This window comes from Clostridioides mangenotii TR (assembly GCF_000498755.1).
GTDB lineage: Bacteria > Bacillota > Clostridia > Peptostreptococcales > Peptostreptococcaceae > Metaclostridioides > Metaclostridioides mangenotii_A.
Genome location: NZ_AXUS01000018.1, coordinates 1 through 25,476, shown reverse-complemented (window position 1 = coordinate 25,476; position 25,476 = coordinate 1). Strand labels below are relative to the sequence as shown.

The 25,476-nt window shown below is 31.2% G+C and carries 26 protein-coding genes; 3 read left to right on the top strand and 23 right to left on the bottom strand.

Translation table 11 applies throughout. The features are described 5' to 3' along the window. Window positions 1–4: 4 nt before the first annotated feature. The 14 genes from spoVE to T473_RS0110250 form a co-directional block, all read right to left on the bottom strand. On the bottom strand, window positions 5–1,138 hold the full coding sequence (gene spoVE / locus T473_RS0110315) for a stage V sporulation protein E (protein WP_024621836.1): 1,134 nt from the start codon (window positions 1,136–1,138) through the stop codon (window positions 5–7). Window positions 1,139–1,188: 50 nt separating this feature from the next. Then, complete coding sequence (gene murD / locus T473_RS0110310) at window positions 1,189–2,553, bottom strand: UDP-N-acetylmuramoyl-L-alanine--D-glutamate ligase (protein WP_024621835.1); 1,365 nt, start codon at window positions 2,551–2,553, stop codon at window positions 1,189–1,191. Between the two features lie 17 nt (window positions 2,554–2,570). Then, entirely contained in the window at window positions 2,571–3,536 is a 966-nt protein-coding gene (gene mraY / locus T473_RS0110305) for a phospho-N-acetylmuramoyl-pentapeptide-transferase (protein WP_024621834.1), read from the bottom strand. 134 nt (window positions 3,537–3,670) lie between these two features. After that, window positions 3,671–5,041, bottom strand: a complete 1,371-nt coding sequence (locus tag T473_RS0110300) for a UDP-N-acetylmuramoyl-tripeptide--D-alanyl-D-alanine ligase (RefSeq protein WP_029791692.1) — start codon at window positions 5,039–5,041, stop codon at window positions 3,671–3,673. A 292-nt stretch (window positions 5,042–5,333) separates the two neighbouring features. After that, window positions 5,334–7,307 (bottom strand): stage V sporulation protein D, encoded by a 1,974-nt coding sequence (locus T473_RS0110295; protein ID WP_024621832.1) that lies wholly within the window; start codon window positions 7,305–7,307, stop codon window positions 5,334–5,336. Between the two features lie 11 nt (window positions 7,308–7,318). Beyond that, entirely contained in the window at window positions 7,319–7,693 is a 375-nt protein-coding gene (locus tag T473_RS0110290) for a hypothetical protein (protein WP_024621831.1), read from the bottom strand. A gap of 222 nt (window positions 7,694–7,915) precedes the next feature. Further along, window positions 7,916–8,149 carry a hypothetical protein gene (locus tag T473_RS0110285; RefSeq protein WP_024621830.1) on the bottom strand — a complete coding sequence of 78 codons (234 nt, stop codon included), beginning with the start codon at window positions 8,147–8,149 and terminating at the stop codon, window positions 7,916–7,918. Between the two features lie 3 nt (window positions 8,150–8,152). Continuing rightward, window positions 8,153–8,656: a P-loop NTPase family protein gene (locus T473_RS0110280; RefSeq protein ID WP_024621829.1), complete on the bottom strand. Its 504-nt coding sequence runs from the start codon at window positions 8,654–8,656 to the stop codon at window positions 8,153–8,155. Continuing rightward, complete coding sequence (locus T473_RS0110275) at window positions 8,646–9,080, bottom strand: MarR family winged helix-turn-helix transcriptional regulator (protein WP_024621828.1); 435 nt, start codon at window positions 9,078–9,080, stop codon at window positions 8,646–8,648. Before T473_RS0110275 ends, T473_RS0110280 begins: the two co-directional genes overlap by 11 nt. Window positions 9,081–9,323: 243 nt before the next feature. Beyond that, entirely contained in the window at window positions 9,324–9,647 is a 324-nt protein-coding gene (locus tag T473_RS0110270) for a DMT family transporter (protein ID WP_024621827.1), read from the bottom strand. After that, a complete protein-coding gene (locus tag T473_RS0110265) occupies window positions 9,647–10,195 on the bottom strand; it encodes a TetR/AcrR family transcriptional regulator (protein ID WP_024621826.1) in 549 nt (182 codons plus the stop codon). The genes T473_RS0110270 and T473_RS0110265 overlap by 1 nt, the downstream gene beginning before the upstream one ends. A 110-nt stretch (window positions 10,196–10,305) precedes the next feature. After that, window positions 10,306–11,688 carry an MATE family efflux transporter gene (locus tag T473_RS0110260; protein WP_024621825.1) on the bottom strand — a complete coding sequence of 461 codons (1,383 nt, stop codon included), beginning with the start codon at window positions 11,686–11,688 and terminating at the stop codon, window positions 10,306–10,308. Continuing rightward, the gene (locus tag T473_RS0110255) at window positions 11,688–12,194 is read right to left on the bottom strand and encodes a MarR family winged helix-turn-helix transcriptional regulator (RefSeq protein ID WP_200865890.1); all 507 of its coding nucleotides are present in this window, start codon (window positions 12,192–12,194) and stop codon (window positions 11,688–11,690) included. Before T473_RS0110255 ends, T473_RS0110260 begins: the two co-directional genes overlap by 1 nt. Window positions 12,195–12,463: 269 nt before the next feature. Continuing rightward, entirely contained in the window at window positions 12,464–13,312 is an 849-nt protein-coding gene (locus T473_RS0110250) for a flagellin N-terminal helical domain-containing protein (RefSeq protein WP_024621823.1), read from the bottom strand. A gap of 496 nt (window positions 13,313–13,808) precedes the next feature. Between T473_RS0110250 and T473_RS0110245 the strand changes: the two genes are divergently transcribed. Beyond that, entirely contained in the window at window positions 13,809–14,117 is a 309-nt protein-coding gene (locus T473_RS0110245) for a hypothetical protein (protein WP_024621822.1), read from the top strand. A gap of 112 nt (window positions 14,118–14,229) precedes the next feature. On the opposite strand, the gene T473_RS0110240 is transcribed toward T473_RS0110245, so the two are convergent. Continuing rightward, entirely contained in the window at window positions 14,230–15,072 is an 843-nt protein-coding gene (locus T473_RS0110240) for an isocitrate lyase/PEP mutase family protein (protein WP_024621821.1), read from the bottom strand. 140 nt (window positions 15,073–15,212) lie between these two features. Here T473_RS0110240 and T473_RS0110235 point away from each other — a divergent pair, with 140 nt between their 5' ends. Then, window positions 15,213–15,920 (top strand): ArsR/SmtB family transcription factor, encoded by a 708-nt coding sequence (locus tag T473_RS0110235; RefSeq protein WP_024621820.1) that lies wholly within the window; start codon window positions 15,213–15,215, stop codon window positions 15,918–15,920. Window positions 15,921–16,042: 122 nt separating this feature from the next. On the opposite strand, the gene T473_RS0110230 is transcribed toward T473_RS0110235, so the two are convergent. The 5 genes from T473_RS0110230 to T473_RS0110210 all read right to left on the bottom strand — a co-directional run bounded on the left by T473_RS0110230 (window position 16,043) and on the right by T473_RS0110210 (window position 20,160). Then, window positions 16,043–16,726 carry a TVP38/TMEM64 family protein gene (locus tag T473_RS0110230; protein WP_024621819.1) on the bottom strand — a complete coding sequence of 228 codons (684 nt, stop codon included), beginning with the start codon at window positions 16,724–16,726 and terminating at the stop codon, window positions 16,043–16,045. Window positions 16,727–16,872: 146 nt separating this feature from the next. Further along, window positions 16,873–17,862, bottom strand: coding sequence for a sulfurtransferase (locus tag T473_RS0110225; RefSeq protein WP_024621818.1), 990 nt, complete (start codon window positions 17,860–17,862; stop codon window positions 16,873–16,875). Window positions 17,863–17,988: 126 nt separating this feature from the next. Then, window positions 17,989–18,924, bottom strand: coding sequence for a 16S rRNA (cytosine(1402)-N(4))-methyltransferase RsmH (gene rsmH, locus T473_RS0110220; RefSeq protein WP_024621817.1), 936 nt, complete (start codon window positions 18,922–18,924; stop codon window positions 17,989–17,991). After that, on the bottom strand, window positions 18,925–19,680 hold the full coding sequence (gene lgt / locus T473_RS0110215; RefSeq protein ID WP_024621816.1) for a prolipoprotein diacylglyceryl transferase: 756 nt from the start codon (window positions 19,678–19,680) through the stop codon (window positions 18,925–18,927). Beyond that, window positions 19,681–20,160: a VanZ family protein gene (locus tag T473_RS0110210; protein WP_024621815.1), complete on the bottom strand. Its 480-nt coding sequence runs from the start codon at window positions 20,158–20,160 to the stop codon at window positions 19,681–19,683. A 434-nt stretch (window positions 20,161–20,594) separates the two neighbouring features. Here T473_RS0110210 and T473_RS0110205 point away from each other — a divergent pair, with 434 nt between their 5' ends. Then, window positions 20,595–21,164, top strand: coding sequence for a hydrolase (locus tag T473_RS0110205; protein WP_024621814.1), 570 nt, complete (start codon window positions 20,595–20,597; stop codon window positions 21,162–21,164). A gap of 699 nt (window positions 21,165–21,863) precedes the next feature. Here the strand turns inward: T473_RS0110205 and yfmH are convergent. The 3 genes from yfmH to T473_RS0110190 form a co-directional block, all read right to left on the bottom strand. Further along, window positions 21,864–23,150, bottom strand: a complete 1,287-nt coding sequence (gene yfmH / locus T473_RS0110200) for an EF-P 5-aminopentanol modification-associated protein YfmH (protein ID WP_024621813.1) — start codon at window positions 23,148–23,150, stop codon at window positions 21,864–21,866. Window positions 23,151–23,164: 14 nt separating this feature from the next. Next, window positions 23,165–24,427 (bottom strand): EF-P 5-aminopentanol modification-associated protein YfmF, encoded by a 1,263-nt coding sequence (yfmF, locus tag T473_RS0110195; RefSeq protein WP_024621812.1) that lies wholly within the window; start codon window positions 24,425–24,427, stop codon window positions 23,165–23,167. A gap of 454 nt (window positions 24,428–24,881) precedes the next feature. After that, window positions 24,882–25,250, bottom strand: coding sequence for a phage holin family protein (locus T473_RS0110190; protein WP_024621811.1), 369 nt, complete (start codon window positions 25,248–25,250; stop codon window positions 24,882–24,884). Between the last annotated feature and the right edge of the window lie 226 nt (window positions 25,251–25,476).

Below are 25,476 nucleotides of genomic sequence, written 5' to 3'. Positions count from 1 at the left end.
CCTGTTAATTATTAATTTTGACATGCTTTGAGATGTTTAGTACTATACCAACTGCCCCCATAAAGATGGTGAGCGATGTACCTCCATAACTTATAAACGGAAGTGCAACTCCTGTAGCTGGCATAGAAGAAGTTGCGACTGCAATGTTAAGTGCAGCCTGTATACCAATTTGTGCCCCTATTCCTATTACTACCATACAGGCGAATACATTAGTTGTTTTAAGTGCTACTCTAACGCATCGATATACTAATATTATAAATAACATAATTACTACTATACATCCTATTAAGCCTAGCTCTTCTCCTATTATAGCAAATATAAAGTCATTTTGTGGCTCAGGAATATAAAAATATTTTTGTTTACTCTGTCCAAGACCAAGACCAAAGATTCCTCCTGATCCTAATGCGTAAAGTCCCTGAATAACCTGATAGCCGCTTCCAAGAGGATCTTGAAACGGATCTAAAAACGATGTAACTCTACTAAGTCTGTATGGCTCAGCAATTACTAATACTACAAATAATGCCACGCCAAGCGCAATCATAGTAAAAATTATCTTCATATCCATTCCTGCAGCAAATATCATTACAAACGTAACGAGAATTACTGTTCCAGCAGTTGAAAGATTTGGCTGTAGGATAATTAGGGCGAAAAATACACACGGAACTATTAAGAGCGGTAAAACTCCCTTTGTCAGTGACTTAATCTGGTCATACTTTTTTTCTATAAGCTTTGCTGTAAGCAATATAGTTGCGAATTTGGCAATCTCTGCTGGCTGAAACGTAAGCGCTCCAATACCAAGCCATCTTCTAGCTCCATTTGCCTCTATTCCTAGAGGAGTTAAAACTAATACTAAAAACACTACTGCTATAATTCCCACATAGCTAGCGTTCTTTTTCCAAAATCTATAGTCTATCTTTGATGTAACCATCATTACTATAAATCCTAATGTAGCGTATACAATATTTTTCTTTAGAAAGTAGTATGAGTCATTGTGTTTAAATGAAGACTGTATATAGCTTGCACTAAACACCATAATTATCCCTATAAATACTAAGATCATTGTAGTATAAAAAATAACTCCATCGAACTCAATATCTTTTCCTATTCCTATTTGCTTTTTTAACTTTTCTCTAGGCAACTAAAAACCTACCTCCATTCTTGCATTTAAGTAAGTTTCGAGATAAGAGATTATTTTAAATTGTGCACATTATCTTTGAAGTCTTGACCTCTTACTTCAAAATTCTCATACATACCCCAACTTGCACAAGCTGGCGAAAGAAGCACAATATCACCTTCTTTAGATATCTGATGAGAAATCCTTACTGCTTCTTCCATATCATTTACGATATAGGTATCATTAATCCCTTTAATTTTAGCAGATTTTTCTATTTTAGTGGCCGTTTCTCCCATAAGAATGATGGCTTTGACATTTGCTTTTGCTACTTCTAGCATTTCATCAAAGCTACTTCCTTTATCCATGCCACCTGCTATTAATACTATCGGATTTTTATATGACTCCAATGCTTTTATACTTGAATCTGGATTAGTACCTTTTGAATCATTGATATAGTTTACTCCATTTAAAGTCTTCACAAACTCTTGTCTGTGTTCAACGCCTCCAAATGTTTTTACTGTATCTCTGATAACTTCTAAATCTATACCACATACATATGCAATCGCAATCGCAGCCATGCAGTTTTCTAGATTGTGATTTCCCGGTAAGCTAATCTCGTCTTTGTTTAATAATATTATTTTCTCATCTATATCTATAATTATATTATTATTTTCATCTAAATATACACCGCTAGATATTTTTTCTTTATGAGAGAAAAATATCACTTTAGCAGCACAGTCTTTTTCCAGATTTCTAGTATTTTCATCGTCATGGTTTAAAATGCAAAAATCATCTTTAGTTTGATTCATAAATACTTTAGATTTTGCAGCTATGTAATTTTCCATAGTTTTGTGTCTATTTAAATGGTCTTCTGTAATATTTAGAACTGCACTTACTCTAGGTCTAAATTCCTTTGTACTTTCGAGTTGAAAGCTGCTAAGTTCTGTTACTACATATGAATTCCTATTTGCTTTTTCAACAGTGTCTATAACTGGTGAACCGATATTTCCAGATACATAAGTATCCTTGTTTGCTCTTTTAAATATCTCTCCGACTAAAGTTGTAGTAGTCGTTTTTCCATTAGTACCTGTTATTCCTATAAAAGTAGGTTCTATTGAAAGCCTGTATGCAAGTTCAACTTCTCCTATGATTTCTTTGTTTAATTTGTATAGCTTTTGTATAAAAGGTAGATCAAGCGGGACTCCTGGTGACACTACAACCATGTCTATATTTTCAACACTCTCTGGGTGACTGCCTAATATGTATTCGTATTCTACATTTTTCAAAGAATCTAGTTCTTTAAGTATATCTTTTAAGTCTTCTTTTGTTTTTACATCATTGACTACAACATGTGCTCCTAATTTATCTAAACACTTAATCACAGATACACCTGTTTTAGCAAGTCCTACCAATAATATTTTTTTGTCTGCCAAGTCCATTTTTATTCCCCCTAAATCTAAAATACGGATATTATTCCTATCCAAGCTAGTATTACAGTTACAATCCAGAACACAAATACAACTCTTGTCTCTGGCCAACCACATTGCTCAAAGTGGTGGTGTATTGGAGCCATTTTAAATATTCTTTTTCCTGTCATTTTAAATGATCCAACTTGAAGTATTACCGATATAGCCTCAGCAAAGTATATACCACCTACAATTGGTATCAATAAAGCTGAGTTTGTAAGTACAGCGAATGCAACTACAGCGCCACCAAGTCCCATAGATCCAGTATCTCCCATAAATACTTTTGCAGGATATGAGTTGAATCCTAAAAATCCTAAACAAGCTCCTACTGTAGCAGCTGCTAGTACGGCGACTTCAGTGTTTGCTGATATAGTTACAGCAAACAACATGAAAAATGAAGATACTACTAGTGTAATCCCTGATGCTAGTCCGTCCAATCCATCAGTCAGATTTACAGCATTAACAGTCCCAATGATAACAAACATCATCACAGGTATATATAATACTCCTACGTTTATAAATAAATCTGTAAAAGGGACAACTAGCTGTGTCGCTCCAGGTGAAGAAGTATACTGATAGTATGCAATATAAAAAGCTAATGCTACTTGAAGTATTATCTTCTGATAAGCTCTAAGCCCCATAGATCTCTTCATTTTTATTTTTATAAAATCGTCCAAGAAACCTACAAATCCAAAGCCAGTGATACACAAAAGTCCTATTGCCATATCGCTGCTCACTCTGCTTCTTGTAAGCCCTGTTATAAGTATCGCTAAGATCATTATAACTCCACCCATTGTAGGTGTCCCATTCTTAGCTAAATGTGTTTGTGGTCCGTCGTCTCTTACTGTCTGCCCAAATTTGAATTTTGCAAGCATAGGTATAAATATTGGTCCTAATATTATCACTATTAGAAATGATATAATCGCCGTATACGTAAGCTCTGTTATTCCTAACATAGTAAACTCCTCTCCCTTGTCATAACTTCGTATATTTTAAGTTAAAGTTAATTGTCAATTGTTATTTATTGTTTTATATTTATTATCTTTTATTAATATTTTAATAGTTATTTATCAACTACAGATAATAAAATCTATTTATTATTTATATATTCTACCACAGTTTCAAGCTTCATTCCTCTCGAAGCCTTAACTAGTACTACATCGTTTATTTTAAGTAAATCATCTAGGTTGTCTATTGCCTCATCTCTACTAGAGAAATGATGTACATTTTTTTTATCGAAACCTAGTTCCACTGCCTCTTTTCCTATAAAGTCGGAATCTTTTCCTATAGTTATAAGAACATCAGAATTTTCAACTACTGATTTTCCAACTGATCTGTGTCCACTTTCAACGAAGTCACCCATTTCAAGCATATCGCCTAAAATAGCTATCCTTCTTTTTTTGTATCTACCTAGTATCTTAAGCGCAGCTGACATTGAGTCAGGGCTTGCGTTGTAAGAATCATTTATAACAGCATAATAGCCATTGTCATCAATATCCAGTCTCATTTTAGTACCTTCAAAATATCTAAGACCTTCTTTAATGTCTTCTATAGAAAGATTTAGGTTAAGTCCAACTAGTATAGCAGCCATGGCATTATATATATTATGTTCTCCCATTATAGGTATAAATATTTCATGTTTTTTGCCATTTATAACACAAGTAAATCTTGTGCTTTTCTCATCTAAAGTAAATTCCTCACAATATATGTCATTGTCTTCTTTAAAACCGAATGTTTTCAATATGTACGGTAATTTTTTGTTTTTTAATGTAGATAAATACTTATCATCACCGTTTACTATTAGTATATTATTCTCATCGAAGTTTAATGAAATTTCCATTTTTGCTTTTAGTATTCCTTCTTGAGATCCTAAGTTTTCTATGTGAGATAATCCAATATTAGAAATAACCCCAATCTTTGGATTTACAATATCTGCTAAGTATTTAATTTCATCAAAATGAGACATACCCATCTCGATAACTGCACAATCGTGGATATCGTCCAATTTAAATAAAGTAAGCGGCACTCCAAAATGATTGTTTAAATTTTTTTGATTTTTTAATACATTTAATTTTGAAGATAGCGCTGAGTATATCATATCTCTAGTCGTAGTTTTACCTACACTACCTGTGACACCAACAAAATCTATATCAAATTTTTCTTTATAGTACTTTGATATAGTTCCAAGCGCCAGAGTAGTATCATCTACTTCTATTATATTTATATTTTTCTCATTTAGATCTATTTCATAATTTTTATTTTTTATGATAGTCTTACAACCCTGTTTAATTGCAGAATTTATAAATGTGTGTCCATCTAAATTCTCTCCTATAATTGCTACAAAACCATTATTAACATTTGCTTCCCTGCTATCTATGACAATATCAGCAATAGTATCTGAAGGCTCTCCACATACTAGTTTACCATCGCTTGCTATTACTAACTCTTCTATGGTTAACATATTCACGCCTAATATTCCTCCTTACTAATTTCTATATTCTCTAGCAATAAAAGGCAATGTATACCGATATATACATTGCCCTACGATAAACTCTTAACTTTTTAATTATATACTATATTCATCATTTTTTGAAGGTGTTTATAGTGATATGTTAATTATCTGTTACTTTTTTACTAAATTACTCCAAATTTTTCTATAATATTACAATAATGATATAAAAAATTTGGAATAATTTTGAAACTTAATAATTAAACTTAAAAATTTAACCTATACATCTTAATTTGTTACAACTTTAAGTGTAGACTGTTATATTTGATCCTTCGTATACTTTTACACCTGGTTTTGGGAAAACATCTTTTACCTTTGCTCCCTTAGGAATAGTAATATCAGTATCTAAATTAGCCTTAAGTTTTGAATCTTCAAGCACTTTAACTGCATCTTCAATTGCCAAACCTCTAATATCTGGGATTTTAGTCTCTTTCTTTTCAAACTCTTTCTTCTCTTCACCTTGATAAACAGGCTTCACTCCGAAGTATTCCAGTGATTCGCCGAGTATTTCTTTTACTATCGGTCCAGCTGTTGTACTACCAAATGCGCTTACGCCATTAGGTTCGTCTACAATAGCTATAACAGCTATCTTCGGATCATCTGTTGGAGCAATACCTACAAATGAACAGATATACTTACCTTGTGCATAAGTTCCATCTATAACTTTTTGAGCTGTACCAGTCTTTCCACCTATCTTATATCCTGGTATATACGCAGCTTTACCAGAACCTTTACTTACAACTGATTCCGCTATTTCCATCATTCTATTTGCCGACTCTTTTGGAATTACCTCTCTTACCATTTTCGGCTTTACCGTTTTTGTTACATTACCTTTATTATCTGTGTACGACTTTACTAATCTAGGCTGCATTAACTGTCCATCATTTCCTAGTGCCGATATAGCAGTCAATAACTGTAGAGGTGTAACTGATATCGATTGACCAAATGACATTGTTGCAAGTTCTACAGGACCTACATTTTTTTGATTGTACACAATACCTTTAGCTTCTCCCGGAAGATCTATTCCTGTTTTATCCATCAATCCATAAGCATCTAAATAATGGTACATCTTTTTAACGCCTACTCTAGTCCCTAGTTCAACAAAAACTGGGTTACAAGAGTTTTGTACTGCTTCGTCAAGAGTTTGCGAACCATGAGGTCTGTAGTGTCTCCAACATCTTAGTTTTCTTCCACCAACGGTTACACTTCCTGTACATGTAAACTTTTCTCCGTCCTTAACAACTCCCTCTTCTATTGCAATTGAAGTTGTAAGAAGTTTAAATGTTGATCCTGGCTCATATGTATCATTTACAGCAGGATTTCTCCACATTTGGAATAATCCTTTTATCTTATCTTTATCGCTGTATTTTTTTAATTCCTCTTCATAATATGGGTATATCGGTGTTCTAGAATCATTTGGATCGTAATCGGGTTTTGATGCCATAGATAATATATCACCTGTTTTAGGATCCATTGCAATAACAGTTACTCTCTTTGCATTATTTAGTTCATAAGCTTTTTGTGCCGCTTTTTCTGAATAGTGTTGAATTGCTTCATCTATTGTAAGCACCAATCCATTTCCCTGTACCGGTTCATAGTATTTCTCCATTCCCTGTGGAATTTCTCTACCAGAAGCATCTGTACTGACTATCAACTTTCCATCCTTGCCTTTAAGTTTCTTGTCGTACTGCATCTCAATACCAGCAATACCTGTAGCATCATCTGAAGTATGCCCTAGTACATACGATGCAAAATTTCCATAAGGATAGTATCTTTTATTGTCCTCAGCAACCCAAATTCCAGGTAGTTTAGCATCCCTTATTTCCTTTGCCTTGTCGTCATCAATCCATCTCTTTACTTTTACAAGCGCCATATTCTTTTTATTAACTAAATCGTAAACTTTTTTGTAATCTTCATCTATAATACTAGATACTTTTTCAGCCGCCCCTTTTTTATCCTTTACTTCTACTGGTTTACACCAAACCGTATACTTAGTTACACTTACTGCCATTTCCTTCATATTTCTATCGTATATAGTACCTCTCTTAGGCTCTATTGGAATATCTCTCGTCTGTTGCTCCATAGCTTTTGATGTGAGCCAATCTCCTTTTATAAGTTGAAGATACCCAGTTCTAAGAACTAAAACAAAAAATAGTACGCACGCCAAAACGAGCACAAGAACAAGTCTCTTTTTGCTAACTCGATTAACTTTTTTCAAACCTTTACCCCCTACTCACTTAGATTGATGTATTCAATCTGCTCTTTTTTAGGATAGTCCATACTTAATGTCTCTTTAGCATTATTTTCTACTTCAGTAATAGATTCATCTTTTTTGTGCTCTGTTTCTAATTCATCAAGTGTAATCTCTTTCTTCCTAAGATCTTGCTCCAAATAGTGAATGTCGTACTTCATTTCTGAGATTTTTGCATATCCACATAAATTTAAAATGATAACTCCGAATGTTGCAACAAAGATTAAAAATTTCAAAAGTTTCCTCATAGGTTTATTTCCTTTTCTTTTTTTATAATTATTCTTATTACCCTTTTTATATTCATCTATGTTTCTTACTTTACTAGTACTATTTAATTTCTTTTCCCTACTCATTTTACTTCGCCCCAATGCTAATCACCTCTGCTAAAATTATTTTATATCTATAATTATATTTGTGTATTTAGGTGCTTCTTCCTCTAATAACTTATCGTTAAATTAATACATTATTTTTAGTACTGTATGAAATATTGTATTAATTTGTTTTTTAATTCTACAAAAAAAGGACTTTTATCTCTCATTTTTGAGATCAAAAATCCTTTTTAGAATTATATTTTTTTATACAAGTATACTCTTACTTTGAACATATTGAACTATTCTATCTTTAGTAAAGGAATTCTGACAGTGCACAAAATTTTCTAAATAACCCATGAACATTATCTGACCGCCTTTAGAACCTCCCTTTGGCCCCAGATCGATAATCCAATCTGCTTCACACATAACTGATAGATTGTGCTCTAAAACAATAACTGTTACACCTCTATCTATAATTCTTTGTAACAGCTCAATCAAACTCTACTGAATAGCTCCTTCATTCAGACTTTTATCAAAATTAATAAATTTATGCAAGTTTATTTCTTTTTTTACACCAAGCCCTTGACAGTTGGGACACATACCTTGTTTATTGTTGAATGAATAAGCCATTGAGTAGCCTACAAAAGGTGCTCCGATTTTTGAAAACAATAAGCGTAATAATGTATAAATATCAGTAACCGTTCCCACTGTAGATCGAGCATTTCCCCCTAGTTTCTTTTGATTGATAACAATTGATACAGGCAAATTACTGATTTTTTCTACATCCGGACGGATGTAATGTGGTAATATTTGCTGAACATAGCTAGAATAAGTTTCATTTAACATCCGCTGTGACTCTGCAGCTAATGTATCAAAAACTAGAGATGATTTTCCTGAACCAGATACTCCAGTAACTACTGTTATCTCGTTTTTAGGTATTTTAAGTGAGATATTTTTCAAATTATTTTCATTGGCATGAACGATCTCAATTATTTCATTTTTCATTAGAAAGCCTTCTTTCTTTTAACGCCTGAGTGATTTTTATCGATAATTCAGTATAGATCAATTGTTCTTCACTTGATAATACTTGTTCTACTGTATCTTTTAAATCATCATGTGCAATATCAATTTTATTAAACAAATAAATTCCTTTCGTTGTAAGTCTTGTTATCATCTCTCGACCATCATCTTCTCCCTTTTGTTGCACAATATAGCCTTTATCTTTCAGCCCTTTTAATCCTTTTGACAACTTTACACGAGTTACGCCCAATCTTTGACCTAAGTAAGCTGGTAAGCAAGACCCTTCTTCCTTTAAAATAGCAAGTATGTCATATTGAAACCATGTGATCTCTTTAGGGTTGACCATATTTCTTTCAGCTACAAACTCACATTGCAGATTTGCCAAGGCTGTTTTTAAAAATTCATTCAAGATATATCCCTCCGTAGTGAAAATGATTTCCTTTTAGAAACTACTTTATCATTATTATACATCTGTGTGTCAATTATCTTAAGTATAGAAATAGCGAGAGGGATATTCTAAGTATAAATGCTCAAAATATCCCTCTCGCTATTTCTATTTCTATTTCTATTTCTATTTCTATTTCTATTTCTATTTCTATTTCTATTTCTATTTCTATTTCTATTTCTATTAAATAAAGTATACACGATAATCCTAATGACTAGGTCCGTATAAATTTAAAACAATAACTCCTACAAGTATCAACCCTATACCTGCAAAACTTGCGAAATTAATGCTTTCCTTCCATAAAAATACAGAAACCGCTGTTGTAATTACAATTCCTACACCTGACCACATTGCATATGCTGTGTTTAGCTGAATTGATTTTAATGACATTGATAAAAAATAAAACGACAATAAAAAAGAAGTCATAGATGATATGGTAGGTATTAACTTTGTAAAACCATCTGACATCTTTAATAGAGAAGTTCCAAAAATCTCACCTATAATTGCAAAAAATAAATGCATGTATCCCATTAGTTATCACCTTCTTCAATAATATTTTGCAATTTGTTGAATACCTTATTTCTTAAATCTTCATCGATTGGAGCTAGACCGAAAATCTCTGCAAACCACAATCCATCAGATGCCAATCTGACTATAGTTGATGTTACTGGATCTATTCCGTCATTTTCTATATTGTGTTGCCAGTTTTCAAACTGAATTTTTAATTTATTCAAAAGATCTGGATTTGAAAAAACTGAGGCTATTAATGCGGTACCCATATCTTTGTCTTTGATCATATCCTTAAATGTATATTCCATATAAGCTTTGCTCCACTCGCCCTTCCCATGTTCAAATTTATCTATATGTTTCTCAATCTCATTATCATAACTATCGATTAAGCGATCTAAAATCCCTGTGATCAGCGCTTCTTTATTTGGGAAATGGTACAAAAGACCACCCTTACTTACACCGGCATGTGATGCAACTGATTCTAAAGTAAAGTGTGCCATACCTCGATTTTGAATAATAAATGACGCTGAATCAAGTAATTTTTCTTTTGTAACATTCTTTTTATCCATCTTTTATGCTCCTATCCTTTTTTGTTATCTTTACTTTACCGTCCAGACGGTTCTTTGTCAATAAAAAAAGATATTTATTTACAAGTTAGTTTGTAAATAAATATCCTCTATTATCCTATCTCCTCTGCTGTTTCAACTTTTGGCAATCTGTCATTTTTGCCAAGATTTTTAATCCCAAAGTAGAAGAAAGTTCCTGTAAGTATTGCAGAACCTAAATCTGAAAATGGAGCTGAATGTAGTAATCCAGTTATTCCCCAAACATTTGAGAATATAAGTATTGCTGGTATCAATAGTATTACCTGACGTGTAAGAGTCAAGAATATTGCTGTTTTTGATCTTCCTATTGATTGGAAGAAGTTTGAAGCAAGTATCTGGAATCCTATTACTGGTAAACTCATAAACCAAGTTTTAAGTGCATAACTTGAAAACTCAACTAATTTTGGATCTTGGTTGAATAAGGAAACCAGTTGTACTGGGAATACTCTTGTTACAACGTAACCCACGACAACAATTATTGTAGCAACTGTGATTGCAAGTTTTTCTGCTTCTTTAACCCTGTGGTACTTTTTAGCTCCAAAGTTAAAACTTACGATAGGTTGAACACCTTGGTTAAGCCCTGTAACCGGCATAAGTAAAATTGTCTGTAAACTGTTAACTATACCCATACCTGATACTGCAAGGTCTCCACCAAAAATAAATAAGCTCTTATTTAAAATTACATTTAGTAAACTGTTGACTAACTGCATTAAAAAACCAGGCATACCTAGCGAAGTTATCTTTACTAAAATACTGCGTTTTAATATCATATTTTTAAATTTTATTTTAGTATTACATCTCTTTCCAAAGAAATATGAAACAATCCAAACTGATGATATAAATTGAGCTGTAATAGTACCTATCGCTGCTCCAGCCATTCCCATTCTCAACCAATTTATAAGTATAGCGTCCAAAATAATATTAGACCCTGCACCCATAAACATAGTAATCATTGCAAGTGTTGGCTGACCATCAGCACGCAAAAAGCTATTCATACCCATGCTCACTACTTGGAATACTGCACCTAAGAAAATTATTCTCATAAATGTCATTGAATACGGAAGCACTTCTTTACTTGCACCGAACAAAATTAATATTGGCTCTAGAAATAATTCACCTACAATCATAAAAACTATACCGCTTATAATTAAAATTGCAAAAGCATTTCCTAAAACTTCTTCGGCTTCTTCTTTTTTTCCTTCTCCTAGCTTAATTGAAAACAACGTTGCTCCACCAACGCCAAATAAAATCCCTATAGACATAAGGATTATCATAATCGGAAAACCTATTGTTATACCTGCCAGACCATTAGCCCCTAAGTCAGGACTATTGCCTATAAATATCCTGTCAATAATATTGTAAGCAGCATTTACCATCATACCTACAATAGCAGGGACTGAAAATTTCATTAATAATTTAGATACTTTATCTTCTCCTAGTGGATTGACTATCTCCATTATTTATCCCTCCATTTCTTTTTAAAATCTGTACTTTCAACTTTTAAAACCATATTTTCTAGTGCCGAATACACAAAGTCTTTTGAATCCTCATCCATATCTTCGGTCAAAAAATCATTCCAATTCCATAATTGCTGTATGATCTCTAACTTGATATCATCTGCTTTAGATGTAGTATATATTCTGTTGCATCTCTTATCATTAGGATCTTTTTCTTTTGTAACATAACCTTTTTCCATAAGCGACTGTATTACTCTCGTCGTTGCAGCTTTGTCTATATTTAGATGACTTGATATATCATCTTGTGTTGCCCCGTTTCTAATATACAGACTTGTTAAAAAGGGCTGTTCAGCCGATGTAATCCCATATTTTTTTAGAGCTATATTCATATAAACTTGATTTTTTCTATAAAGAATAGAGATTAATCTTCCTATACTTCTAGCATTTCTACACCCCCTCTTAGTTGATATATCAACTATTATACACTCGATTGATTGACATGTCAACTAACGTTATCAAATTTGTAATCTTCATGGATATTATGCAATTTTTTGGCAATTCATTTATTCAATATTACAAAATAAAAGACCCGCTATAAACGGGTCTTTAGTATATGTTAATTTTATACAACTTAATCAGATTTCGATGTAAAATTGCTTTATAATTTTATTTACTTATATATCTTAATAGGATATCTATGTTTACAAGAATTAAATTTTAAAATAAAAATAAAGAGCAGAGAAAAAACTCTACTCTTTATAAAGTATATTATAGATTATTGCATTAATTGTAATACACTTTGTGGTTGTTGATTAGCTTGTGCTAACATTGATTGAGATGCTTGAGCTAAAATGTTTAATTTTGATAATTGAACCATTTCACTTGCTACATCAGTATCTCTAATTCTTGATTCAGCAGCAGTAACGTTCTCTACAGTATTAGATAAGTTTACTTGTGTTGACTCAAGTCTATTTTGTTGTGCACCAATAGTTGATCTAGCAGAGTTTACTTTAGCAAGAGCTTTATCAATATTTGACATCATATCTCTAGACGCAGTTGTTCCGGCAGCATCGCCAGTTTTCATTTTATCCAAATTAGCTTTAGTTATACTAGATTCAGCCATTATAGAAGAAGTATTTACTAATGATACTGAAATTTGATTATTTGTACTACCGCTTGCACCAACTTGTAGACTTAATGAAGTATTAGTTCCATCTAGTAATTGTTTACCGTTAAATTCTGTAGTTTTTGACATTCTAACTACTTCGTCATTTAATTGAGTTAATTCATTAACTATTTTTTCTCTTTCTGATTCTGTATTTGTCTCATTTGCAGCTTGAACTGATAATTGAGACATTCTCTTTAGAATGTTTCCTGTTTCTTCTAAAGCACCCTCTGCTGTTTGTACTACAGATATACCATCTTGTACATTTAATCCAGCTTGATTTAATCCTTTAATTTGATTTCTCATTTTTTCAGATATTGCTAATCCTGCTGAATCGTCTGCAGCTCTTTTGATTCTTAGACCAGAAGATAATTTCTCCATTGATCTACTTTGTAAAGCTGTATTCTTATTCATTTGATTGTTTGCTATTAAAGCATTTACGTTGTTGTTAATTCTCATTATGTTACCCTCCATAGTTTATTATCGGCATCCTTGCCATTTATTTTGTAAGTTAAAATTCCCTACAATATTATATTCGTACTAAACTGTAAAAACATTATAGTATTTTATAAAATAAATTTGAAATACATTAAATAATGGAAGAATGTAATTAAAAATATGGCATTTATATGTATAGTATTATCACCAGTCCTAATAATAGTGGATATATTGTAAAAATCAACATTATCATTAGAAATTATAATATATATAGATATTTAAACAAAAATTTAGATATTAGAAGTTAACAAATGAAAAATATGCTAGAAATATAGATAAAAAGATTAGAAATTGAAGAAAGTAATTAGTAATTTTTTTAGATATATAAGAATATAATTATACAGTGAGTTATCAGCTACTAGGTTATAACATTTTAAAACTAACTGAACACATGTCTTTATAGAAATAGACCCAAATCTTTCTAAGAATAAAATAAAATTTATTACGGAGGACACTTATGAAAATATGGGAAGTGTTAAATGAAAAAAATATTGGCAAGCTAGTTTCTATCACAAATCAAAATGAAGTTTTGTATCAATACAACGACAGATATCTAATAGACAAAAATGGGCATAACAGTATAGGATTATTTAGTTTAAACGCTAGAGATAGAGGTTATTGGGCTGCAAAAATTCACAGCGCTGATATCATGACATTAGATTTTAAATCCGATAATCAATTAGATTTATTATATTTTGAGAAATATAATAAAGAAGATAATAAAAACACTCGTAATAGATTAATTCATAGACTCTTTATAATGTAATAGCTTATTATGCTATCCTTATTTTTTATTTGAGTTATATCAAGAATTTCCAATATAAATTTAATATAAGTAGTTTAAATTTATATTGAAAATTAAAAGATTTAATTATCTGTTAACGTTCAAATAGTTTATTTGCTACATCGTAAGTAAAATCGTGATCAACTAATTTTGAAATTTTGTTTTCATCCTGTATCTGTTTTGTTGTTTCAATTAAGTTTGAATAAGCAGATCTAACTGGAGCAGAACCAAGGCTCAAACGTCTAACCCCTAATTGCTCTAATTTTTTTAGATTATTTGTTGTAGACGTAGCAAGGAGATTAATTGGGGAAGATATATTATCAATTAATTTTGAAATATTACTTTCTTCAATTGCTCCAGGTATAAATATACAATCAGCTCCTGATTTATGATAAACTTTACCTCTTTCAATAGCAATTGATAGCCTTTCCTCATTATCTTTTCCTGCTTTAATGAAATAAACGCAAGTTCTGGCGTTAATAACAAAAGGAATATTCAACTTATCTCTAAGCTTAGATATAGCTCGTATTTTTTTTATTTGAAAATCAAGATTTTCTAGATGAGGGGTTGGTTTGGAATATCCATCTTCAATGTTAATTCCAACTGCGCCAGCTTTTATAATTTTAGTAACATTTTCCACTATTCCATCAGTTGTGTCAGCATAACCTAATTCAATGTCTACACTTACAGGAATAGATATTCTTTGAGTCATTTTGCTTATAGTTTGAACAATTTGTTCAAAATCAATTTTTTCTCCATCAGAATAGCCTAAACTATAGGCAAACCCAGCACTTGTTGTTCCAACTGCCGGAAAATTAAGTTTTTCGTATATAACTGCACTACCAACATCCCACGCATTAGGAAGTATAAACATCTTATTGCTACGGTGCATTTCTTGAAATTGTTTTGCTAAGTATAATTGTTTTCTAATATCCATATCTTTCATCCTTTCATGATTAGTAGAATTAAGAAATTTATTTTTCATAATCCCAATCCTTTTACAATTTATATAAGCTATTATATACTATAGATATATCAATTCTCATCGATATATGAAATCATTAGGAGGAAATTAATATGGCTGGAACTCCACAAATATTACAATTAGCAGAAATTTTGGCTGACAAATCACGATCTACCATTCTCATGGTGATGATGGATGGAGAATTCCATACAGTTAATGAGTTGGCCAGAGCTGCTGGAATAAAATCTCATACTGCTTCTTATCATTTAGCAAAGCTTAATGAATTACAATGGATAGTAATGGAAAAACATGGACGATTTCATTATTACCAAATGAATAATAATGAATTAGCTCAAATGCTTGAAAATTGGCTTCAGATTTCTCCTTTAAAACCCTCAAGATCATTAAATCAAAGTATTGAAGACCAGAAGTTATATTTTGGTAGGACTTGTTATGATCACTTAGCTGGCAAAATAGGCGTACAGATTACGGATTGGTTGCTTGATAAGAATTATATACTAAAGACATTATCTGGTTGGTGTTTAAGTATAGAAGGGGAAAATTTTTTTGAATCCAATGGAGTAAATATTGATTTATTAAAAAAAGAAAAAAGAAGCTATTGTCGAATGTGTTTAGATTGGAGTGAGAGAAAACATCATGTAGCTGGTAGTATAGGAAAAGCCCTGATGGATATGTTTTTTAAGAATCAATGGATAGAGCGTACAGGAAATAGTAGAGCTGTTAAGTTGACAGATAAGGGGAAAAAACAACTGTCTGAAAAGTGGAAAATAGATTTTGAGTTTGAAAATAAATTTGTATAACTACAAATGTCATTCGATGCGTTTTGTAGTTATACAAAGACATGAGAAGTTGATGAGACTATTGTACTTTATTTTAATTTCATTAAAGAGCCAAAGTATTATATAAGATCTGTTCCATAATTTTATTTACTTATATCCCTTACTCTCTTTAATAATATAATCAATATAGACAAAGCTATTAAAATACACGCTCCGTATATAGAATATTTTATACTGTAAGTTAAATTTGCTCCAAAATAAGAATACATCGCTAGATATGGAACACATCCTAAAGCTGTCGATCTTATATAAGATTTGAAACTAATACTAGTCAAACCGAGGATATAACTTATAACATCAAAAGGTAAAATAATTAACATTCTAGATAATAGCACTATACCATCTCCATTTTTAAGTACGAAATCACCTATTTTTTCAAGCTTAAACTTTCCACTTAAAAATCTTATAAAATCTCCTAACAAAAACTTAGCCAATAAAAAGCAAACTGTCGATCCAGCTAAAAGCCCTATCCACGAAACTACGACCCCTATTCCCATACCATATACATTGGTATTCGTCTGCATAATTGCTGTAGATGAAAGAGGAATAAGCACCGCTTGAAATACCATTAAAATCATTGACATAACGTAAGATGTTGATTCAAAAGAAGCTATATACCCATTCATAGCATAGATATTATCCATACTCAAATAAAATACAACCTGGTTCACAAATGACTTTACTGAAGGCAATAGTAAATACATACCTAGTACGACTAATATAAAGACGATTTTTTTAATATAAATTTTATATATATGTTTTATCAAAATCACACTCCTTATAATTTCGTTCAAAAAAGGTTGTACAGGGATGCACTTTACATACACCCCTGTACAACCAACAAGAAAACTATTGTAATACGGCTTTCTATATTTCTATATTTCTTTATATATTTATATACTTCACTACTTCACTACTTCACTACTTCATTAGATTCATCAGCAGCCCACTCGTAGAATGAAGAATCATAGTTTCTTACATTTTCAAATCCTGCATTTTTAAGAGCTAAAGCCATATGAGCTGATCTTATACCAGCTGTACAATAAGTTGCTATACTGTCCTCTTTTTTAATTCCAGCCTTCTCTATTATCTTAACTATTTCATCTTTATTTTTTAGAGTTCCGTCTTCATTGTATAACTCAGTAAATGGAACATTTATTGCATCTGGTAAATGTCCGCCTCTCGCTTCACCGAAATTAACAGCGCCTTCGTACTCGTCTTTTGCTCTAGTATCAATAATCTTTAGGTCTTTGTACTCTTTCTTTAAATCGTCAGTAGATATATTCATATCTGGTTTAATTTCAGATACAGTCATTTCTACAGGTTTTACTTCTGGTACATCTTTAGTAGTTTCTTTCTTTTCAGAAGACCATAGATCAAATCCTCCGTTTAACATTCTCGCATCTACACCAGCTCTTTTAAGAGACCAAGTAACTCTACCATCTTCTCCCCAAGCATCTTTGTTTGCATAAACAACTACTTGACTGTCTTTAGATATTCCTAAAGCACCTATAGTTTTAGATAGATCTTCTTCGCCTTGAAGAGTTCCCCAGTCTTTATCTCCTGCTTTACCTTCCATTTTAGAAAGCCCTTGCCATGCAACGTTTACTGCACCAGGTATATGCCCCTTTGCATAGTCTTTATCACTTCTAGCATCTATTATAACTAGATTTTTATTATCTTTCATATTCTTCTCTAACCAAGATATACTTGTAAGATACTCGTTGTTATCGTATGTATATTCATCTTTTGTCGTTACACTCTTTTCGTCTTTAGATTCTGTTTGTTGCGTTTTTTCCTCTTTAGGTTTATCAGCTTCTTTATTTGAACACGCTGCAACAGAGATACCTAACATTGCAACAATCAATAAAGATACAATCTTTTTACTTGTCTTAAGTTTCATAAATATTCCTCCAATAGTTTAATATATCTATTTAATTATATCAAAAAATTTGTTGAAAATTCAGATATTGTTAATCATTTTTATCTATATCTAAAAAAAGATATAGATTTTATCTATATCTAAAATCTATATCTTCTCTGCTACTCTTAGCTTTGCACTTCTTGATCTAGGATTTACTTCTACTTCCTCATCGCTTGGAAGTATAGGTTTTCTAGTGATTACCTTTACTTCTTTTTCCTTGTCACATTGACACATAGGAAGTTCCGGTGGACAAATACAGTCTATTGCTAAGTATTTAAATTCATTTTTTACTATTCTGTCTTCTAAAGAGTGGAAAGTGATTATACAAATCCTGCCACCTTTATTCATAATTGACGCTACATCCCTTATCAAACTAGTTATTACACCAAGTTCATTGTTTACCTCAATTCTTATAGCCTGGAAAGTTCTCTTTGCAGGGTGAGGTCCATCTATTCTGGCTTTTTTAGGTATAGCCTTTTTTATTATCTCTACCAATTCTCCAGTATTTTGTATAGGTGATTCTTCTCTTGCTTCGACTATAAACTTTGCTATACGTCTTGACCAGTTTTCTTCACCATACTCTTTAATAATTCTATTTAACTCATCTTCACTATAGTTATTTACAACATCATAAGCACTGAACTCGCTTCTAACATCCATTCTCATATCTAAAGGAGCATCTTGCATATATGAAAAACCTCTATCTGCTTCATCAAGTTGATGAGAAGAAACTCCAAGATCTGCCAAGACACCATCGATTTTTGTAATTCCTAGTTTTTCAAGTTCAGACTTTATATTTTCGAAGTTACTGTGTACAAATTTAACTCTGTCACTGTATTCACTCAGCCTCTCTTTAGCTGTATTTATTGCATTTATATCTTGATCAAATCCTATAAAAAGACCTTCACTCGATAAATTCTTTACTATCTCTTTTGAGTGTCCCGCTCCACCCATTGTACAGTCCACATATACTCCATCTGGTTTTATGTTTAAACCGTCTATACATTCGTTTAAAAGCACGGATACATGATGAAATTCCATCTAATTATCTCCTTTTTCTTCTTTATTGACTTTACTTTTATTGCTTAGATAAAAATGAGCTATTACCCCACCTATTATTCCAATTAAACTGATTACTTGGGCCATTCTAAGAGGACCAAACATCAAGCTATCTGTTCTAAGCCCCTCTATAAAAAATCTTCCTAGAGAGTAAAGAACTATATAATTAACTATTATCTGACCTTCGTACTTCTTTTTCTTCCTTGTAAGAACTAAAAATGCAAATACACATAAATTCCACACAGATTCATATAAAAATGTTGGATGTACCTTTATTCCATCTACCATAATTCCCCAAGGTAGATCAGTAGGCCCTCCATGTGCTTCTCCATTGATATAATTTCCCCAACGACCAATCGCTTGAGCTAATGGCATTCCTAGCATCACAGAATCCGCTGTTTTAAAGAAATTCATCTTTTTGAATTTAGTATATAAAAACCCTGCTAAAATTCCTCCGATAAGACCCCCATGAATTGCAAGACCTCCACCTCTGACATTTATCATCTCCATAAAGTTTCCAGCGTAATCACTCCAATTAAACACTACATAGTAAACCCTTGCGCATATCAATCCTACAGGAATAGCAATTATAGCGATATTGATTACATCATCTTCGTCTATTCCAACTCTTTTGGATTCCTTTAATGCTATTATTATAGCGGCCATCATTCCTGCTGCCATCAAAATCCCATACCACATTACATCTATGCCAAATAAACTAAAAGCTACTCTATCCATCTATACACCTCTTTGACCTATTTTTTTATTCGATTTATGTTTATATATACTTAATACAATCCCTACAATACACATACCCATAACTACGCCGGACATATCAATAAAGACATCTCTTACTGTAGCCGTCCTCCCGGGAATAAATAACTGATGCACTTCATCTGATACCGCATAAATAAAAGATATTATAAATGCGTTTCTGTATGATCTTAGCTGCGATTTTGTAATATATGTACTTGCTGTAAATATTAATATAGAAAGTATTAAATATGAACACACATGAGCTGTCTTTCTAATAGAAATTGTATATCCAAATCCAGTTTTCTTCTTCTCATTTGACAGCGTATTACTAATACCTTGTAACGCTTTTAAAACTGAAGCTGATTTGTTAGAAGATATATTGCCCGGTTCGCTAGAAAACTTAAAAATTAACCCCATCCAAGCAACTACTAGTACTATCATGATTATACTCTTTTTCTTCATAAAATTTCTCCTTCAACATGATTGGGTTCAATAAACTGATTAAATTTATTAAATTCAATACTAATAGTTCAACCTCTAAATCATAATAACATAACAGACAATCTTATTACAAAAAAATTTCTATAATTTATTTATAACCTAAAGCGATACTCTAAAATAATATCTTCCAATAAATCTATTCTACAACTATACAAAACTATATCAATATTATTATCTTTGATACAAGTTTATAATCCATTTTTTACGATGTTTTTATTGGTTTAAATCAGATTTCATTTTAATACACATTCTAATTTCAGAATATTTTCACTAAACATTGATTTTGAACAACTACTATGTTAGAATTACATTCAATATTTATTATCTGAAAAATTATTTACAAATATTTAAATAGTTTATAATACAAAATTTTTAGTACAAGTAGGAGGCATAATATGGCTTATATACCAAATTACGATCAAGCTGTCGAACTATTAAAGAAATACAATAAGGATGAATTTCACATCAAACACGGACTTATAGTTGGTGGAGTTATGAAGTATTTCGCTGAAAAATACGATCCAGATAATGCGAACTTTTGGGAGATTGTCGGGATACTTCACGATCTAGATTTTGAACTTTATCCAGATGAACACTGTGTAAAGCAAGTTGAAATTATGAAGTCCGAGGATTTAGATGACTCAATAATATATTCTACGACTTGTCATGGATACGGACTTACTGGTGCAGTAGCAAAGCCAGAAAAGCAGATGGAAAAAATTCTTTTTGCATCAGATGAACTTACAGGATTAATAGGAGCAGCCGCGATAATGAGACCTACAAAAAGCGTTGTAGATATAGAACTCAAATCAGTTAAAAAGAAATTTAAAGATAAAGGCTTCGCTGCCGGATGTTCTAGAGATGTAATTAAACAAGGTGCTGAAGAACTTGGCTGGACATTGGACGATCTTATCTCTGAAACTATACTCGGAATGAGAACTTTAATTCCTACACTAAATATTTAAAACTTCGTTGGCGGACAAGCTTTCCTAGTTTATTAAGCAAATACAAAAATCCCTGTAGATTTCAACTATAAATTTACAGGGATTCTTTTAATTATATAGTTTTTCTAAAGACTATAACTTCTTCATAATTACTTCATAATTTTATTGTAAATTTAAATATATATTCATAAACCTTAACCATAAATCATGGTTGTTGGTTTACTCCAAAGTGATTGGGCGTCCCGAGATGTTACAAGCCCAATCACAATCCTTTTTTTCACTTCTTTATTTCTTGATAATCCGTTTATTTTAATAATTTATATACGAAACAAAATTTATAATAAAATTATACAACATATGTAAAATAATATTGTATTTAATATCTTCTGTTTTTAAATATACAAATACGAGTAATGTTGAGACGTTTTTTATTAACGTTCTATACTAATTTATTGTACTCCCTGTTTGTATTAAATATTAACATATTGCTTTTTTTATCTTTCCTTTTGTAATGGAATGCCTCTTTTTTGTTGTGAAATAGACCAATTTTCAAAAATAGTTATTTTGCTGATAAGTATTATTCTAAAAGTTCAGTTTCTTTATTAAAAAAATTAACCTAAAAAAGCACAAGTTTTAATATTGTCACAAAAAACGTCAGTATCCCAATTTTGATTAGATATATCTAATCAAAATTGGGATACTGACGTTTTTTAATTTCGCTTATTTAGGTTCAACTATAGATATCACGCTAAGCTCTTCTTTAAGGTGATTATTTAATCTATCCACAATATCCTCAAAACTAACTTCTTTTATTACATCTACATAATCAAGTATATTTATACCTTTAAAATTATTAGAAATAAAACTGTTTGCTATATTAGTTATTGAATCAAAGCTCTTAAGGAGCTGGCCTGTATTCTTCTTTTTAACTCTGTCGAAATCTTCTTTTGATAATCCTTCTTTTTTTAATTTCTCTATTTGATCAAATACCGCCCTTTGAACTTTTCTTGGATCTTTAGAATCTCCCACAACTAATGAGAATCCATAATCTACTTGTGATGAGAATCCTGCTCCAAAGTTTTCATTTATAAGACCTGTTTTATAAAGTTCTTCAAAAAGCTCTCCGCCTTTTCCAAATATGATATCAAGTAGTATATCTGTAGTTACTTCTTTTTTAAGAAGTTCTCTTCCACTTATACCTACTTTATCGTCCTTGAATCCCATATAAAACATAGGCATTGATATAGGGAATTTCTGTACAACTTCTTTTTGAGCTACTGTTGTAGGCTCTTCTGGATAAAATCTCTCAATTTCGTGATTTAATTTCTCCACATAGTAGTTATTAGACTGTTCCACTACTTCTAAAATTTTATTTTCGTCTAAATCTCCCACTACAAATAATGCCATATTTCCTGGGTTATAAAATGTGTTGTAGCACTTGTATAATTCATCTTTAGTAATTTTATATATACTTTTAACTGTTCCAGCTATATCGATTTTAACTGGATAATTTGCATACATAGCTTTAAGGCAATTGAAGTAAACATTCCAATTTGGATCATCGTCGTACATTTTTATTTCTTGTTCTATAATTCCCTTCTCCTTTTCTACATTTTCATCTGTAAAATAGGGTGTTTGAACATACTTGATCAAGTGTTCAAGGCTTTCATAGAAGTTCTCTGTTGCTGTAAATAAATATGCAGTCATAGTAAAGTTTGTAAAAGCATTTGCACTTGCTCCAAGCTTTGAAAATTCATCGAATGCATTTCCTCCATCTGGCTGCTCAAACATTTTATGTTCTAGAAAATGGGCTATACCTTCATTTACTCTAAACTTTTCTTTTTCTCCTATTGGAACAAACTCTAATTCATTTGATCCATAATTAGTGCCTAATATTGCGTATTTTTTTGTAAATCCCTTTTTAGGCATATAGTAAACATCTAAACCGTTTTCTAGCTTTTTATAATAAATTTCTTCTTTTAATATATCGTTGACTATTTTTTTCATAAAATCCTCCTCATCTAGTTTCTAAGAAAGTAAACTGTGTCAAGCTCTATGTCTTTTACAGCATTTACTATATCGTCTACTGTAACTTTATCAATACTCTTGATTAAATCTTCAACTGTTGAGTTAGTTTTAGCTAAAGATTGTGCAAAAGAAAACTCTGACATGCCGCCAATATTATCTGTAACAGATTTCGCCGAGTTGATTAGTGCGCTTTTGCTGTTTGAAATTTCCTGATCAGTTATTTTTCCATTTTTTAAATCTTCAAGTTGCTCTTTTATTATTTTAACCGCTTTTTCGTAATTTTGAGCTTCTATACCAGATGAAACAAACATTATACTTTTGTACTTTTCAACTGATGAATAAACATAGTAACATAAGCTTTCCTTTTCTCTTACATTATTAAACAATTTTGAGTGAGCGCCTCCACCAAAAACACTATTACCTACTACTAAAGAATAGTATTTATCGTTGTCCATATAATCTACATTTGCTCTGTATCCCATAACCAACTTACCTTGTGTAATATCCATTTTTTCTTCGACTATTTTTACTTCATCGACCTTTTTGGAAAACTCACCTCTAGGTATTTCGATTATTTCTCCTCTTTCAAACTTAAAGTTTTGTTTTATAGCTTCTGATACAAAATCCTCATCAAAATTTCCTTCTACCACTATATCGATAGGAGATGTTTTAAGAATATTTTTGTAGTGATTGTATAGATCAACCGCTGTAATAGAGTCGATGTCATCTTCATAACCATTTTCATCTATACTATATCTTTCATCTTTACACATTGTTTCAACACATTTATTTTGTGCATATGATTTTTTATCATTTATAGCTGCCTTTATTTTATCCCTTAAGTTCTGCTTTTCCAAATCAAGATATTCTTCTTTAAATCCTTTACCTTCTATAAATGGATTATTTATTATCTCATTTAAAAACTCAATCATGTCTTTAAATATATCTTCATCAATAAATCTATCATTAATACCAAGTATCTTAAACTCTAGTATTTGTTTTTCTGATCTCTTCCCTGCATTTGACAGAAGTGATGCACCATAAAGACTATCTAACTTATGTGATATTTCTCTTAAAGTTGGATATTTATTGCTACCACTTGTTATTACAGATGGCAACAGCGCATTTTTAGTAACATCTTCTCTATCTAATTCTCTTTGAATATAAACACTTACTAAGTTCGTTTTAAATTTTGAAGTCTTTATCAACGTCAAATTTATATTATTACCTAAATCTACTCTTTTTAAATCGCTCATAGCTACCTCCTATATCTTTATATATTAATTATAACCAATTATTATAATATTTAATATGATAGTCTTTATATTTACTTATTTATACCCATTTTTAAATTTAAAACACTACAATATTTTAATCAAATAAGCGCGAATTATTGACTTTAAGCCAAAACATCGCGCTTTTCTCTATATCTTTATCTGTAGAAAGTTTTAAAATCTATTCTACAGATTTATTCGTTTTCCTCTGACTTAGATGATTTTTTGTTTTCACCAAACTTAAAAATACACTGCTTCTTTATAATAAATAGAACCGTATCACTTACCTATGATACGGTTCTCAACATTAAATACAAATGATATCTTATTTTGTTAAGCTATTTTCTTAACAATTTTTATAATCAATTTAATTTTCAATAGTATAGCTTCACGCATTTTCCATAGAACTTATAATTTTATACATAGGTAATTAAAATTACATAGCTCTAGCGGGAAATATTGCATCTAAAATTCCAATAACTACAGCAGCCAATATTGCACCCATAATAGATACATTCATATGAGGAACTAAAAATTGTGCTAAATATATTATGATTGCTGCAATCACGAATCCTTTTATTCCCTTTCCAAAAGGAGACGCATCGACTCCTATAAACATCTCTACTAAAAAATCTATCCCTGATATCACTACCGCAGCTACTAGATACGACCACATTCCATATATTGAGAATCCTGGAGTTACAAATGATGTTATTGCTAAAATAATTGCAACTAATATAAATCTTCCTAGCCATCTCAACACGCTATTATCTTTACCTGTTTTTCTTTCATGTTCATATTCCATATAATCTACTCCTTTTATAAATACAATTTTTGTTTTACACAAAATTTCTTAACTTACATTTATATATTTACCAATATTTCAAATAATATTCCCCACAAAAAACAAAATAGGTTACTATTGCTTTAAGCAACCTATTTTTACAAAATAATCTTACTACATCGCAATGTATTTTTAGCAACTTATAATTGCTATAAATTTTTTGCAATTTATAATAATTATCTTATTT

Bases quoted from the DNA above. Each gene is read 5' to 3' on its own strand.
- rsmH (WP_024621817.1), bottom strand. From the start codon at position 18,924: ATGGAATTTCATCATGTATCCGTGCTTTTAAACGAATGTATAGACGGT.
- T473_RS0110210 (WP_024621815.1), bottom strand. From the start codon at position 20,160: ATGAAGAAAAAGAGTATAATCATGATAGTACTAGTAGTTGCTTGGATG.
- T473_RS0110235 (WP_024621820.1), top strand. From the start codon at position 15,213: ATGGCTGGAACTCCACAAATATTACAATTAGCAGAAATTTTGGCTGAC.
- lgt (WP_024621816.1), bottom strand. From the start codon at position 19,680: ATGGATAGAGTAGCTTTTAGTTTATTTGGCATAGATGTAATGTGGTAT.
- T473_RS0110290 (WP_024621831.1), bottom strand. From the start codon at position 7,693: ATGAGTAGGGAAAAGAAATTAAATAGTACTAGTAAAGTAAGAAACATA.
- T473_RS0110280 (WP_024621829.1), bottom strand. From the start codon at position 8,656: ATGAAAAATGAAATAATTGAGATCGTTCATGCCAATGAAAATAATTTG.
- murD (WP_024621835.1), bottom strand. From the start codon at position 2,553: ATGGACTTGGCAGACAAAAAAATATTATTGGTAGGACTTGCTAAAACA.
- T473_RS0110270 (WP_024621827.1), bottom strand. From the start codon at position 9,647: ATGGGATACATGCATTTATTTTTTGCAATTATAGGTGAGATTTTTGGA.
- T473_RS0110250 (WP_024621823.1), bottom strand. From the start codon at position 13,312: ATGAGAATTAACAACAACGTAAATGCTTTAATAGCAAACAATCAAATG.
- T473_RS0110240 (WP_024621821.1), bottom strand. From the start codon at position 15,072: ATGGATATTAGAAAACAATTATACTTAGCAAAACAATTTCAAGAAATG.
- T473_RS0110225 (WP_024621818.1), bottom strand. From the start codon at position 17,862: ATGAAACTTAAGACAAGTAAAAAGATTGTATCTTTATTGATTGTTGCA.
- T473_RS0110265 (WP_024621826.1), bottom strand. From the start codon at position 10,195: ATGGATAAAAAGAATGTTACAAAAGAAAAATTACTTGATTCAGCGTCA.
- T473_RS0110205 (WP_024621814.1), top strand. From the start codon at position 20,595: ATGGCTTATATACCAAATTACGATCAAGCTGTCGAACTATTAAAGAAA.
- T473_RS0110260 (WP_024621825.1), bottom strand. From the start codon at position 11,688: ATGGAGATAGTCAATCCACTAGGAGAAGATAAAGTATCTAAATTATTA.
- yfmF (WP_024621812.1), bottom strand. From the start codon at position 24,427: ATGAGCGATTTAAAAAGAGTAGATTTAGGTAATAATATAAATTTGACG.
- T473_RS0110245 (WP_024621822.1), top strand. From the start codon at position 13,809: ATGAAAATATGGGAAGTGTTAAATGAAAAAAATATTGGCAAGCTAGTT.
- yfmH (WP_024621813.1), bottom strand. From the start codon at position 23,150: ATGAAAAAAATAGTCAACGATATATTAAAAGAAGAAATTTATTATAAA.
- mraY (WP_024621834.1), bottom strand. From the start codon at position 3,536: ATGTTAGGAATAACAGAGCTTACGTATACGGCGATTATATCATTTCTA.
- T473_RS0110190 (WP_024621811.1), bottom strand. From the start codon at position 25,250: ATGGAATATGAACATGAAAGAAAAACAGGTAAAGATAATAGCGTGTTG.
- T473_RS0110300 (WP_029791692.1), bottom strand. From the start codon at position 5,041: ATGTTAACCATAGAAGAGTTAGTAATAGCAAGCGATGGTAAACTAGTA.